The organism is Vibrio sp. MOR3 (genome assembly GCF_001557775.1).
GTDB classification, from domain to species: Bacteria; Pseudomonadota; Gammaproteobacteria; order Enterobacterales; family Vibrionaceae; genus Vibrio; species Vibrio jasicida.
The window spans coordinates 193,700-206,618 of record NZ_LNRD01000010.1 but is presented as its reverse complement, the minus strand read 5'-3'; the positions used below and the strand labels follow the sequence as shown (position 1 = coordinate 206,618).

Genomic DNA, 12,919 nt, shown 5'->3' with positions numbered 1-12,919 from the left:
ATACCGAGAGCAAAGTTGATCTAAAACAAATGTGGATTCCGCTATGTTGCTGTTATTCTGATGCTCCTAATACCGAGGATTAAGAAACAATTCATGCTGAAAAAATCGCTAAACTTCATTCGCTTATGGATTGTTTTTGTCAGTCTTATATCCGGCTGCTTCACGGTTTCTGTTGTACATGCAGCACCAACGCAGACATTAGACTCCAGCGCTTTCTCTAAACCGCAAGTCGATGTGGGTGTGCTAGCCATACGCGGCCATTTATATGCGGAGCAGCGTTGGCAACCGACGATTTATTGGCTCAATCAACAGATCCCTGAAGTCCGGTTTGTTCTCCATCCGCTAGATCTCGATGGCATGACCAAAGCAGTCGAAAACCAAAGCATGGACTTCATTCTCACTAACCCCGGACAAGCAGTGCGCTTGGGGCGTCAGTACGCGCTGTCTTGGATCGCGACGTTGACCAGCCAAGCGCCAGAAAACTCCAATTACGGCATTGGGTCGGCGTTGGTGGTGCGTTCTGATTCGACTTATTCCACTCTCAATGATGTTTCCGGTTTGCCGATTGCAGCGGTGTCAGAGAAAGCCTTTGGCGGTTACCTCACATTGCGTTATCAAGTGATAGAGAAAGGATTAGATCCGAATGACTTCTTCTCGGACGTGCGCTTTTTAGGCTTCCCAATTGATGCCAACCTCTACCAACTGCGTGACCACAATGTGGAAGCGGCGTTGGTTCCAGCTTGTTTGGTTGAACAAATGGAAGGTGAAGGGTTATTGGAAGAGGGACAACTTCGGGTTTTAAGTCCGCTTAAACTTCCTCAAACCGAGTGTGCAGTATCGACGCCCCTGTATCCAAACTGGTCTTTTGCGAAAACGGAGCGTGGATCGTCTCAATTAGCCAAGAAGATCAGTCGAGCCTTACTTGCGATGTCCTCCGATAATCCCGCTGCTATTGTAGCCAAAGCATCCGGTTGGACATCACCAGTCAGCTTGTTGTCGATAGACAAACTCTACCAAGCGATGGACTTGCACCCATTGCAGCAACCTTGGTGGAAAGAGGCGTTACGCTGGTTGCGTTTTCATCAAGAATGGGCGTGGGCGTTGTTTCTGTTTGTGATTGTGTTGAACATTTATCACTTTTGGCTGGAATATCGTTTCAGCAAGAGTAAACAAGCGCTAGAGAAAACCTTACTGCGCTTAAAAGAGAAGAGCGAAATGTTAGAGCATTCACAACGAGTGGCTATTGTGGGCGAATTAGGCAGCAGTCTTGCGCACGAGATAAACCAACCTTTGGCGGCGATCCGAAACTACAGCGAAGGTGGCTTGTTACGATTAGCTAAGAAGCGTCCTCATGAAGATATCGTGCCAGTATTAGAAAAGATCCAGACCCAAGTAGAACGCGCCGATGCGATCGTTTGTCGCCTGCGAACCTTGATTAAAAAGCGCAGCGTCGACATGGCGGCGTGCGATGTTGAGCAACTTATCTCTGATACGGTTGAGCTGCTGAACTTCCGCTTGCAGAAGCAAGGCATTGAAGTGGTTCGTAGCAGCGAAGGACAACCCCAATGGGTCGAAGCTGATGCTGTAGGTTTACAGCAAGTGCTGGTGAACGTGATGAACAACTCGATAGATGCTTGTGTAATGTACGCGGAAAATCATCCTAACAATTACCAAGGCAAAATTGCGCTTCACACGGATTATCAAGCCGGAAGTATGTCGATTCGAGTGTTGGATAACGGTACGGGCTTGGAGCATGAGAACCCAACCGCCGCCTTTGTGAGTACAAAACAGGAAGGGTTAGGGCTAGGCTTGGCGATCTGTCGTGATGTGATGGAGATGCACGGTAGTGAATTCGTTATCCAATCTACTCAGCCACACGGTTGTTTGGTGGTATTAACCTTGCCGTACCAAACCATGAAAACAGCCAATACAAAACGCAACGAAGAAGAGCAAACCAAAAGAGACACAGGAGAAGTGAATGAGTGATAAGCAACTGCCCGTATTTGTGGTCGACGATGATGAGTCGGTGCGAGATTCATTGGCGTTTATGCTCGAAGAACATGACTTCTCTGTGACGACGTTTGCCGATGGGCAGGCATTTCTTGATGACGTGGATATCTATCAAGCGGGTTGTGTAATTCTGGATAGCCGAATGCCTAATTTGCGAGGCCAACAAGTGCATCAAATCCTCAATGAAGCCAAAAGTCCACTGGCAGTGATTTACTTAACCGGACATGGCGATGTGCCAATGGCGGTGGATGCGCTGCAAGCTGGCGCGGTGAATTTCTTCCAAAAGCCCGTAAAAGGGGATGAGCTGGCACAAGCGATTTTGAAAGGCCAAGTTCAATCTGCGGCGAATTTGGATATTGCGGGGGCGAAAGCGGCGTACGAATCACTGACGCCAAGAGAGAAAGACATTCTGCGTTTGATCATCGCTGGCAAGCGCAATATTCGCATTGCTGATGAGCTGTGTATTGCGATGCGAACGGTGGAAGTACATCGCGCAAGTCTGTTGAAAAAGTTCTCGGCGAAAACCGTGGCAGAGCTGGCTTACATCTACGGTAAACTGGCTCAATAAGACAGGCATAAAACTTATGCTCAAATAAAAAATCCCCAAGCCGAAACTTGGGGATTAAGCCACACTGACGTGTTTTATGTTCAGGGTATCAATCGATTACTGAGCAGGCTTAAACGTCACTTTGTAAGCGTATTGATTGTCCGTTAACTGGAATTCCTTGTGCACACTTGGGCTCCAAGAGTCATCACCGCCAACGCCCATGTGTTTATGGTCTAGGCGCACGTAAATCTTCTCTTCTGCGACCAAATCGTTGGTGTGTTTCGCTGCAGCTAAGTGCTGCTGAGCGTACTGACTCACACTGAACTGGAAGTCTCCCGAGATTTCTAACTCATTCACTTTCAGCCATTGCGTACCACAGCGCAGACCGCTGTCGGTTGGGAAAATGTATGGCGTGTGCATTTGCTCAAGTGTTTGTGTGTGCTGGCCGAAGCGCGCCGCTGCCAAACGGTCTGGGTAGTTTTCAAACGGACCTAAGCCTTGCCATGTGATCGGCGCGTTTTGCTCGTTCAATGGCAGTTCAAATTCCAAACCGATACGTGGCATTGGTGGTAAATAATCAGCCAATTTCACGTCGACAGCCAATGCCATCTCACCGTTATTTCTCAGGGTGTGCGTCCAAGTCGTGATCGCTTGTACTTCCCCATTAAAGTGGTAAGCGAACGTCGAAGTCACCTTCACCGCATGCGCCAGAGTTTCACTGTGGCAAGCGACACATTGGCGCTCCCACTGGCCAATACCCGCCATGTCCCAACGACACATCCAAGCGTTTGGATCGACATTGTCGATTTCGCTCACGCCGATGTCGTTATCCAGTGGCGCTCGGAAGAAGTTATCTTGTGGTGCCGCAAGCATTTGTGCTTCGCCATCGACATGCCAATCGGTCATCAAGCCAGTTTGACTATCCCAACGCCATTGATATTTTTCATCTACGCTAGACACCAAAATGGCGTTGTCTTGCTGCGTTAGCATTGGTGCTGGTTGCGTTTCCAATGGCGGTAGAGCAAGGCCTGTTGTATTGCGTAGTGATATTTGCTCAGAAGCGACTAGGTGTTCTGCGTCTGCCCAAGGCGTTGCAGCAATCAGAGTAATGTCGGTATTTAAGTGATATTGCGCTTCCGCTTTTGGCGTGAAGTTAAGGGCAATCTCAATACTTGCTTGGCTGTCGGCTTCAACATTAAGCGTGAGCGAACCCGTTTGGATAACTTTGCCATCTTCCAACAGAGACCAGTTCAATTGCTCGTTGTCGGTCGCTCGGAACAAGTTCTCGTTAGTCACCAAAAGCGTGCAAGCTTCTTTGGTTTGTTCTTGTAGTGATATGGTGATCATACGTTGGCAGTATTTTGCTTCTTCCAACGTTGGATGAACCGTGCGATCTGGGAAGATCAAACCGTTGATGCAGAACTGACGGTCATTGATTTCATCGCCAAAGTCGCCGCCGTAAGCCCAGAAGTGTTGGCCGTTTTCATCCCATTGGCTCAAGCCTTGATCTACCCAATCCCAAATAAAGCCGCCTTGTAGGCGAGGGTAATCGCGGAACGCATCCCAGTAGTCATTAAAGCTACCCAGACTGTTGCCCATCGCGTGTGCGTATTCACACAAGATCAAAGGACGAGTTTCGTTAGGTAACGACACCCATTTCTTGATTGCCCATTTAGGCACGGCTTCATCTTCGATAACCGTATTCACACGCGCGTACATTGGCGCAATGATGTCGGTTGCCGTGGTGTTTGAACCGCCGCCTTCGTACTGCACTGGGCGAGAAGGGTCGTAGTTTTTAGACCAAGCGTACATGGCATTGTGGTTGCTGCCGTGACCGGATTCGTTACCTAAAGACCAGATGATGATCGAAGGGTGGTTTTTATCGCGCATCACCATTTGGGTGTAGCGGCTCATGTAAGCGTGCGCCCATTGTGGATCGCTCGATAGGCGGTTCATTGGCTGCATGCCATGCGTTTCGATGTTCGCTTCATCGCACACGTACAAACCGTATTGGTCACACAGTTCGTACCAACGAGGGTGGTTAGGGTAATGTGCTGTACGTACCGCGTTGAAGTTGTATTGCTTCATCAAACAGATGTCACGGATCATGTCTTCTTCCGTCATCACATGACCAAGCTCTGGGTGATGTTCGTGACGGTTCACGCCGCGGATCAGCAAAGGCTTACCGTTTAGCTTCAATTGGCCATCGGTGATTTCGACTTTACGGAAGCCCACTGGGTACGCTTCGCTTTCTAAGTGCGCGCCGTTTTCATCCAACAGTGAAACGACTAAGCGGTAAAGATTCGGTGTTTCCGCCGTCCATTTCTTTGGCTCGCGTACGTGCAATGTTTGGAATACCACGTCATCCCACGTACCACGTTCGTCAATGCGACGGTTGTGAGGACGGTCGATACGTGGCTCTGTTACGGCTTGTTCGCCATCAAACAGCTGCACTTGAACTTGGTAGGTGTCCGGCGCAGAAATTGAAGTCACAACCGACAGTGAACCATCGCGGTAACACGCGTCTAAATCCGGTGTGATGAACACATCTTCAATACATTGTTGTGGTTTAGACAACAAAGTCACGTCGCGGAAGATACCACTTAGCCACCACATATCTTGGTCTTCTAGGTAACTGCCATCACTCCAACGAATCACCATGACGGCTAAGCTGTTGTTACCCGCAACAAGGTAAGGCGTTAGGTCGAATTCAGAAGGCAGGCGGCTATCTTGACTGTAGCCAACCCAAGTGCCGTTACACCAAAGGTGGAAAGCTGAGTTCACGCCATCAAAGATAATGCGCTGCGTATTGGCTAAATCTTCTGCTGAAAGTGACACGGTAGTGCGGTAGCAACCCGTTGGATTATCAGTTGGTACAAACGGTGGGTTTACTTCGAATGGGTATTTCACGTTGGCGTAAATAGGTTTGTCGTAACCTTGCATTTGCCAGTTTGAAGGGACAGTAATCTCATCCCAGTCTTTGTCATTGAATTGTGACTCGATGAACTCGCCGTCAACTTGCTCTGGCGCATCAAACAGTTTGAATTTCCATTGTCCGTTCAGCGATTGACGCTGGGCTTGAATACCGTCGCGGGCATGGTCAATATCGCGGAAACTGGAAAGAGGGCTGTGAGCCTTAAGACAGTGAATGTTCACTGATTGCGGGTTTTCCCAGTCGCGTCTTTGGAGAATTTCTGAAAATGCCTTCATGGTTTTCCTACTTAACTTTTTGTTTCTAATCTTGTTTCGCTACGGAATTTGAGTCCGCAGCGAGAGTGTCTTTGTTCTTGAAGCGTTATTTCGCTAATTGCTTCACGAGATAATCTTTTGCTTGGGTAAAGCCTTGCTCAGCTGCTTGGTTGGCAATCGCCGCAGCTTGTTTTACGTCGTTGTCTTTGAGCGCTGCATCGATTTGAGATTGGTACAACGTCCATTCATCTTGTGCTTCAGGAGATGCGGCAGCAGTTAACTCTGCTTTTGCGGTGTCGTTGGTTTGTGTGCCCAATTCCGCCAAAAGCGTTAACACTGCGTTGTTGTCGGAGGCGCTCGCCGTGACATCAATAACGCCAAAAGGTTGGAACTGCGCTGTGAGCGGAAGCTGTTTACTGCCAATGACGTTTTGCGTTTCTGCGTAGACTTCTTCTGGATGCTTACGAGTCAATTCGGTGCCAAGCAGTGTCGAATCTGAAGCGATGACCACGTATTTTGCGCCTTTAAGTTGTGGGTTCACCGTGATCACTTGTTCAACACGCTCTAAGCCGCGCATGCCCGTTGTGTGGTAGTTAAAGTCTTTCGCCGAGTAATCGGATAGAAGCTGCCACTTCGCGTCATAAATAAGAACGTTCGCAGCAAATAGCGCATTGTTATCAACATAAGAGCGAACAAGCAGCGAGAATGGTGCGTCAGAAGTGATTTGATAGCTCATCACAGGGAGCAGTTTGGATGAAGCAGAATCTGAAGAAAGTAAAACCGCACTGCTAACACTTGGCAGATTTGCATCCATAACCACCTGCTGGTGGAAAGGAATCGATAGGGCAGTCAGAGGCAAAGCATCTAACGTTGAGCAACATTGTGGTTGGCTCAAATCGGTATTGAAGGTTTGCTCTGGTAATCCACTGCACGCGCCAAGAGACAGAGCCATGAATAGAGTTGCTAGCGGTTTTAGTTTCATCTGCGTTGTCCTTTGTGGGGTGAGCGTATTACTCACCCCGTTGGGTTCATAAATAGTAGCGGGGTTGGATTACCACCATGTTTCGACGTTAAAGCCGAAGGTGATTTCGTCGACGTTTTGTCCACCAGCGCTGCGAGCATGGCCATAGACTTCGCCGCCACGGTTCCACTCATCGGTTTTCTCTGAGTAGGTCGCGAATAAGCGCAGTGATGGACGAGCCCAAACGCCTTTGCCTGCTTGGAACATTTGCGCCACCGTTACTTTGTACATGTCGTTGGTGCCAGCGCCGTTTTGTGCTTCTACTGATTCGTAGCCAACTTCAAGTGCGGTTGCCATGTATTCTGTCCAGCTGTACTGAGGACGAGCGCCTACGCTGAACCATTTCTCACCTTCGTTGTTATCCAGGTTTTTGTCTTGGTAAGCGATGGAGTACATCACTTGGAAATCTTCATTCACGTTAAGATCGCCAGAGTTGAAAATACGCCAGCTGTAACCATCGTGCTCAACACCAGTGTTGTATTTACGGTTTGAGCCACCTTCAGCACTCATCAAACCGCCCGCAAGGGCATCTGTTCCGTATTGGAAAGCGAATGTGTTTGAACCATAGTTCCAAGCTTGACGGTAAAGTGCAGAAAGCATAGCGCCAGAAGTGGTGATGTCACTTTCGTCATAACTAGAGTTTTGCGTGAACACATAGTTCAAACCGACCGTAAGATCTGCACTGTCGCTCAGTTCAATGCCGCTTAAACGTGCGTCGATGTTGTGTAAGCTGCGGCCATCTGCGCTAGAGTTTGGCGCCATCCATGCGATGTGACCTTTAGCAAAACCAAGATCCCAGTTTTCAATACCGATACCTGTGCTTGATGTGTCCCAGTATTTAATGTCGATCATGTGCACTTCATGACGGCGGTAAAAACGTTCGCCCGCCCAAACGGTGGCATCCGCTTGGCCTTCAAACAGCCCATGACCTGCTGACCACATTTGGATCAAGCTAACGTCTCCCCAGCTTTCGCCGCTACCAAGGTAAAGTGTGGTATCAAAGTACGCGTCGCCTTGTTGCCAAACGTCGGCTTTGAGGCCCGCTTCCCACCAGTTCAGTTCGTTACCCAAACGGTAGTTACCGTAACCTTGACCTGCACGAATCACATCGTTGCGTTCGCCTTTGCCACCATTGTGTTCATCGTTATCGGTGTAAATGTTGCCCCACTTGGCGTAGCCAAAGTAAGTGATGTTCTCCACTGCAGCCATACCAGCAAGCGGTGCTAGGGCGAGGGTTAACCCAAGCGCTCTTACAAGCGTCTTTTGTTTCATGAAGTGTCTCCATTCTATTTTTATGGATTTATTTTTTATTGGTTTGAGTCCTAACTCGCTGCGCAGTGTAAATAAACTCTGGAAACGTTTTCATGATGAGGTTGGCATTTTTGTCGTAATGAGGGGTTTATTACTATTTTGTGTGATTGCGATCTCTTAAATTGAGGTTTTAAGCGCGATTTTTAGATTGATTTCTAACCGCGTAAGTTGGAATCGTTTACTTTGGTTGGTCTGTGTTTGAGTTGGAATATGGAAGTTTATCCTTTTTAAGATGTTGATTTAAATTGGCTTTTATCTAAGGAGAGGGAGTTGTTAGGAAGAAGAGGAAAGAGAGCCCAATTGAAATCAACTGGGCATGTGAGACAAGGAAGCATATACAACAAGTGGTTCGCGGGCGCACTGCACACGAGCATTTGCGGTATCGTCAAACTGGGATTTTGAGTTAGGACCCAAGAGAGACACTTCATAAAGAATCTCGAAGCATCAAGAATACGGTTGTCGGTTAACCACTTCAAGAGGTGATGAGTTCAACTGAGCGGTCTGTAACCTTATTTATAATTTTGTTGTTGTAACGCAATGAATTAATTCGTGAAAAATTCTTTGTAAATCAGTTTTATATTCGAATCTACGTGTAGTGCTTTAAAGAACTCAGTAACTAAAAAATCTGAGGTTTTTTGAACTGATCGCTGCGTAATATAAGAAGGAATAAGGTGTAGCGGGCGATGGCACAAGTTTGAAAAATTAACTGTAAACGTTTCCATGATTTTGGTGTGGCTCACAGATTCTTTTGTTTTTTTCATTATGATGCAGCGTAATTTCCAGTTTCAAGGTAAGACAAGATGACGGACAAAACACTGATTGAGCTAACCGGTCAGCAAACTCAATTGATTGTAGAGTTGGGCGAATATGCAGAGATTCTGCATTGGGGACAAAAAGTAAGTGGTGACCTTAGTGGTTTCCGCATGGCTTTACATCGTCCCGTGCCATACGGTCGTTTGGACAGCGACGTATCCATGACTCTACATCCAGAGCTTGGTCGTGGCGTTTTCAGCAGCCCTGGTGTGGAAGGGCATCGCGATGGTCAAGATTGGGCTCCAGTGTTTGTCATCTCCCATATTGAACAACAGCAAGACAGTATTGTGATTGAGAGCGAAGATGCGATCGCAGGTCTTCGTTTACAAACCGAGCTTAAGCTTGATAGCAACGATGTGGTGAAAACGCGTCATACGCTCACCAACAAAAAAGCAGGCGTTTATCATGTGAACCGTCTTGCCAATACGTTGCCTTTACCAGCTCGTGCGAATGAGTTGATGACTTACTACGGCCGCTGGGTTCATGAGTTCCAAACGGTGCGCCAGCCATTGCTGCAAGGCGGCTACCAACAAGAAAACCGTCGCGGACGTACCTCTCATGAGCATTATCCTGCGCTTGTTGCTGGTACGACTCACTTTGATGAAATGAATGGCGATGTGTGGGGCTTCCATTTCGCATGGAGTGGCAACCACAGATTGCGCGTAGACGTGAAAGCAGATGGCCGCCGTTACATGCAGGCTGAAGTCATTTACCTGCCTGGTGAAGTAGCGCTAAAAGAAGGTGAGAGCGTTACAACGCCTTGGTTGTACGCGAGCCACAGTAATTGTGGTTTGAATGGTATGAGTCATCACTTCCACTCTCATGTACGCGAAACGATTTTGCCGAGTGATTTCACGGACAAACCTCGCCCGATCCACCTCAACACGTGGGAAGGTATCTACTTCGACCACGATCCTGAATACATCATGTCGATGGCAACTCAGTCGGCAGAGATGGGTGTTGAACGCTTTATCATTGATGATGGCTGGTTCAAAGGGCGCAACGGTGACAAAGCAGGGCTAGGGGACTGGTTCCTGTGTGAAGCTAAGTACCCAAATGGCTTGCACCCGATTGTGGAACACGTAAACAAGCTGGGCATGGAATTTGGCTTGTGGTTTGAGCCAGAAATGATCAACAAAGATTCCGAATTGTTCCGTACTCATCCTGATTGGTTACTGGCTGTAAACGGTTACGATCAGCCAACTGGTCGCAACCAATACGTGATTAACCTACAAAACGATGATGCGTTTAACTTCTTGTTTGAGCGATTGGATCACTTCCTCTCGACTTACAATATCGCTTACATCAAATGGGATATGAACCGCGAAGTCGTTCAGCCTGCGCATTTAGGTCAGGCTGCGGCGCACAATCAAACCCAACGTTACTATCAGTTAGTCGATAAAGTTCGTGAAAAGCACCCGAAAGTCGAGATTGAATCTTGTGCAGCTGGTGGTGGTCGTATTGATTTTGAGGTTCTGAAACGCACGCATCGTTTCTGGGCTTCAGACAATAACGACGCACTTGAGCGTCAAACCATTCAACGCGGTATGAGCTACTTCTTCCCGCCAGAAGTGATGGGCAGCCATATTGGTGCGAGCCACTGTCATAGTACGCGCCGCCGCCATGGTATTGAGTTCCGCGGGCTTACGGCACTGTTCGGTCATATGGGGATTGAGCTTGACCCAGTGAAAGAAGAACAAGCGGAAAAAGAAGGCTTTGAGCGCTACATCAAGCTGCACAAAATGCTGCGTCCATTGCTACACAGTGGAAGAACTTGGCGAATCCCAACGGACGATAAAGCACATCAAATTCATGCGGTTGTCTCAAACGATCAATCGGAAGCCGTGGTGATGATTGCTCAGCTCGCGATGCCAACGAACTCTTTAAGTGGGCATTTGCGTGTACCGGGCTTGGATCCACAAGCGACATATCGAGTAACGGTATTGGATAAACCGTCTAACTACGATGACATCGTGAATTACCAACCGCCTTGGACTGAATCTGGTTGTGAGTTATCTGGTGCATGGTGTGAAGAGGTTGGCTTAACCATGCCAATCCTCGATGCAGAAAGTGCCATGTTGGTGAAGTTCGAACGTATTCACTAAGTCTTACCGATTTAGAACCTTGCCTATTTAGAATCATAGCTATTTAGACGATTTCATCGTTTCTCATTGGTTTTCTATCGCCGTACAGACATCAGGTTTGTACGGCTTTTTGCGTTGGTTTTAATTGGCCGTTTTGAAATCGTTCTCATGCTTAATGAGCGTAAAGTGTTGATAAAATGACGTAAATAACACGATCTCCTCACGTTAATAGGTCTAAATATTGTTCGATGTCTCATTTTGAAAACTTGTCTGTAAACGTTTCCATAAAGCGGTTTTTGATCACAGTAAGGCATTCAGTGTGTGAGTAGCATTAGCATCGAAATATAAATAAAAGACGTCGACGTTATGAATTCTAGTTAGGGGAATGAATAGCAGTACGACACTAAGGAACTATTATGTCTGATAAAATTACGCTACAAACCAAGCTGTCCTACGGCCTTGGCGCACTCGGTAAAGACTTTGCCTGTGCACCTATCTACATCTTCTTAATGTTCTACTTCACTGACGTAGCCGGCTTGTCTGCTGCTTTCGTTGGTACTATCTTCTTAGCCGCTCGTGTTATCGATGCCATCACTGACCCAATGATGGGAGTGATTGTTGACAACACGCGCTCAAAATTCGGTAAATTCCGTCCTTGGATTGTGATTGGTACGCTTTTAAACGCAGTAGTGCTGGTCGGCCTTTTCAGTACTCACATGTTTGAAGGCACTACGCTTTACATCTACGCAGCGGCGGCATACATCCTTTGGGGCCTAACGTACACCATTATGGATATCCCATACTGGTCAATGATTCCAGCGCTATCAAGCTCTCGCCAAGAACGTGAAAAGCTTGTGGTATGGCCACGTTTGTTCGCGAGCCTTGCATGGTTCATTACTGGTACTTACGGTCTGCACATTGTGGGTGAGTTAGGTAACGGCAACCAAGGCGACGGTTTCTTCAATGTTGCGATGCTGATTGCGGTTCTGTTTGTGATGAGCGCATTCTTGATTGCTCGTAACGTAAAAGAGAAAGCGGCACCAGCTAACGCAAAACCAGCAGAGAAATTCAGCTTCAAAGACGTTTTGACTATCATCGGTAAAAACGACCAGCTTAAAGCGCTAATCGGCACGGTTCTGTCTTTCCAAATTGCGAACCTATTGGTTGGTGGCTTTGCGATTTACTACTTCTCTTACGCACTGGGTAACGCAGAGCTATTCCCAGTTTACATGGCGGTCGCAGGCGCGGCAGAAGTCGCGGGGGTGTTCTTATTCCCACGTCTTGCGGCATTCCTTCCACGTAAGCTTCTATGGCCTATCGCGTGTGGCTTCCCAATTCTGTCTTGTGTACTTCTACTGTTGATGGGCTTTATTGCTCCAGCTAACGCGCTAATGATTGGTATGGCGGGTGCAGCAATTAAGTTTGGCGTGGGTATTGCGAACGCGCTGCAAACTGTAATGCTGGCTGACGTTGTGGACTACGGTGAGCACAAAACAGGTCGTCGTAGCGAGAGCGTTATCTTCTCAGTACAAACCATGCTTGTGAAGTTCGCAGGCGCAGCAGGTGGCTTCATTGTGGGTGTTGGTCTGTCTGTTGTGGGTTACGTACCAAACGTAGAGCAATCAGCAAGCACCATTATGGGCTTAGAATTTATGATGATTGGTCTACCTGCCATCATGATGACCATCAGTGGCGTGATTTACCAACGTTACTACCATCTACACGAAGGCTTCAACAAAGAAGAAGCTGAGCAACAAACTCAAGTTGAAAGCGTTCCAGCACAAGCATAATTGTTACGTTTTCACTTAAGTACCCCAACTCAATTTAGTCACCAAGATAAAGCGCCTCCCGATGGAGGCGTTTTTGTTTGCTTCGATCAAATTTCGTGATTGGCTTAAATTCAATTTTTAGACAATAATTTCAGTTGGTTAAAGGATTAAGGCG

General features: G+C 47.5%; 7 protein-coding genes. 4 read left to right on the top strand and 3 right to left on the bottom strand.

Annotation, left to right across the window (positions count from 1 at the left end; translation table 11 throughout):
- The first annotated feature begins 93 nt into the window (after window positions 1–93).
- Both ATB76_RS18780 and ATB76_RS18775 read left to right on the top strand, forming a co-directional pair.
- On the top strand, window positions 94–1,986 hold the full coding sequence (locus ATB76_RS18780; protein WP_061035922.1) for a sensor histidine kinase: 1,893 nt from the start codon (window positions 94–96) through the stop codon (window positions 1,984–1,986).
- Entirely contained in the window at window positions 1,979–2,578 is a 600-nt protein-coding gene (locus tag ATB76_RS18775) for a response regulator (protein WP_061035921.1), read from the top strand. Before ATB76_RS18780 ends, ATB76_RS18775 begins: the two co-directional genes overlap by 8 nt.
- A gap of 96 nt (window positions 2,579–2,674) precedes the next feature.
- Here ATB76_RS18775 and ATB76_RS18770 read toward each other — a convergent pair whose 3' ends face one another.
- The 3 genes from ATB76_RS18770 to ATB76_RS18760 form a co-directional block, all read right to left on the bottom strand.
- On the bottom strand, window positions 2,675–5,767 hold the full coding sequence (locus ATB76_RS18770; RefSeq protein ID WP_061035920.1) for a beta-galactosidase: 3,093 nt from the start codon (window positions 5,765–5,767) through the stop codon (window positions 2,675–2,677).
- Between the two features lie 85 nt (window positions 5,768–5,852).
- A complete protein-coding gene (locus ATB76_RS18765; RefSeq protein ID WP_042602490.1) occupies window positions 5,853–6,728 on the bottom strand; it encodes a MalM family protein in 876 nt (291 codons plus the stop codon).
- Window positions 6,729–6,797: 69 nt separating this feature from the next.
- A complete protein-coding gene (locus ATB76_RS18760; protein ID WP_061035919.1) occupies window positions 6,798–8,039 on the bottom strand; it encodes a carbohydrate porin in 1,242 nt (413 codons plus the stop codon).
- Between the two features lie 839 nt (window positions 8,040–8,878).
- On the opposite strand from ATB76_RS18760, the gene ATB76_RS18750 reads away from it, so the two are divergent.
- A complete protein-coding gene (locus ATB76_RS18750; protein ID WP_061035917.1) occupies window positions 8,879–10,996 on the top strand; it encodes an alpha-galactosidase in 2,118 nt (705 codons plus the stop codon).
- A gap of 395 nt (window positions 10,997–11,391) precedes the next feature.
- Window positions 11,392–12,765 carry a melibiose:sodium transporter MelB gene (gene melB, locus ATB76_RS18745; RefSeq protein WP_038870574.1) on the top strand — a complete coding sequence of 458 codons (1,374 nt, stop codon included), beginning with the start codon at window positions 11,392–11,394 and terminating at the stop codon, window positions 12,763–12,765.
- Window positions 12,766–12,919 lie beyond the last annotated feature (154 nt).

What these genes read in the sequence shown, in the direction of transcription:
- ATB76_RS18780 (WP_061035922.1), top strand. Translation starts at nt 94, where the DNA reads ATGCTGAAAAAATCGCTAAACTTCATTCGCTTATGGATTGTTTTTGTC.
- ATB76_RS18775 (WP_061035921.1), top strand. Translation starts at nt 1,979, where the DNA reads ATGAGTGATAAGCAACTGCCCGTATTTGTGGTCGACGATGATGAGTCG.
- ATB76_RS18770 (WP_061035920.1), bottom strand. Translation starts at nt 5,767, where the DNA reads ATGAAGGCATTTTCAGAAATTCTCCAAAGACGCGACTGGGAAAACCCG.
- ATB76_RS18765 (WP_042602490.1), bottom strand. Translation starts at nt 6,728, where the DNA reads ATGAAACTAAAACCGCTAGCAACTCTATTCATGGCTCTGTCTCTTGGC.
- ATB76_RS18760 (WP_061035919.1), bottom strand. Translation starts at nt 8,039, where the DNA reads ATGAAACAAAAGACGCTTGTAAGAGCGCTTGGGTTAACCCTCGCCCTA.
- ATB76_RS18750 (WP_061035917.1), top strand. Translation starts at nt 8,879, where the DNA reads ATGACGGACAAAACACTGATTGAGCTAACCGGTCAGCAAACTCAATTG.
- melB (WP_038870574.1), top strand. Translation starts at nt 11,392, where the DNA reads ATGTCTGATAAAATTACGCTACAAACCAAGCTGTCCTACGGCCTTGGC.